The organism is Streptomyces pseudogriseolus (genome assembly GCA_002154585.1).
GTDB classification, from domain to species: domain Bacteria; phylum Actinomycetota; class Actinomycetes; order Streptomycetales; family Streptomycetaceae; genus Streptomyces; species Streptomyces pseudogriseolus.
Window position 1 is genome coordinate 1 of the sequence record MUNG01000598.1, and the last position, 979, is coordinate 979.

General features: G+C 76.1%; 1 protein-coding gene. It reads left to right on the forward strand.

The window, feature by feature from the left end; all coding sequences use genetic code 11:
- On the forward strand, nucleotides 1-952 hold a 952-nt coding region (locus CCN29_RS33295), incomplete at its 5' end, for a PucR family transcriptional regulator (RefSeq protein ID WP_107481766.1).
- Nucleotides 953-979: the final 27 nt, after the last annotated feature.

Sequence of the window (979 nt, forward strand, 5' to 3'; positions counted from 1 at the left end):
GCGCCGCTGCTCCTGGAAGATCGGCGCCACCCGCGCCGAGCAGGGCCTGCCGCTGGACGCGGTGCTGCACGCCTTCCGGCTGGGCGGCTCGCTGGTGTGGCAGGGCCTGGTCGACGAGACCTCCCGGACGGCGCCGGAGGACGTACGGCTGCTGGTGCACGTCGCGTCCGACGTGTGGGACTTCGTCGACGAGCACTGCACGGTCGTCGCGGACGCCTACCGGCAGACCGAGCGCCGGCTGGCGTGGCGGAAGGAGAACAGGGTGCGACTGCTCGCCGCGGCCCTGCTGGACGGCACCAGCAGGATCGCCGACCTGCCCGAGGCGGCGGAGGCGCTCGGCCTGCCCGAGCAGGGCCGGTACGCCGTCGTCGCCGTCGAGGGGGCGCGGTCCGCCGGCTGTGCGGGCGCCCAGGCGCTCCTCGCCCCGGATGTGCGCGCGCACTGGCACACCGGCGCGGACACCGACCACGGCATCGTCCTCGTCGAGGGCGACGCGGCGGCGATCGTCCCGGACGAACAGCCGCCCGGTGTGCGGGTGGGCGTCAGCGGCACGGTCGACGGACTGGCCGCCGTGGGGGAGGCGCGGCGGCTCGCGGACACCGCGTTGCGGCTGTGCCCCGAGGCGGGCGGCACGGTCCGGCTGACCGAGCACCTGCCGGCGGCGCTGGTCGCGTCGAGTCCCGACCTCGCCGCCGCGCTGACCGAGCGGCTGCTCGGCCCGCTGGCCGCCCTGGACCCCGCCGAGGCCGAGGTCCTCCTCGACACCCTCGCCACCTGGCTGGCCTGCGACGGCTCCGCCCAGCGGGCAGGCCGCCGCCTCTACTGCCACCGCAACACGGTCCTCAACCGCCTCCGCCGCTACGAACAACTCACCGGCCGCTCCCTCTCCCGCCCCACGGACCTGGTGGAAACCACCCTGGCCCTGACAGCCCACAACCTCCTCCACCCCTGACGCCCCAAAGGGGCGCGGGGAACTGCG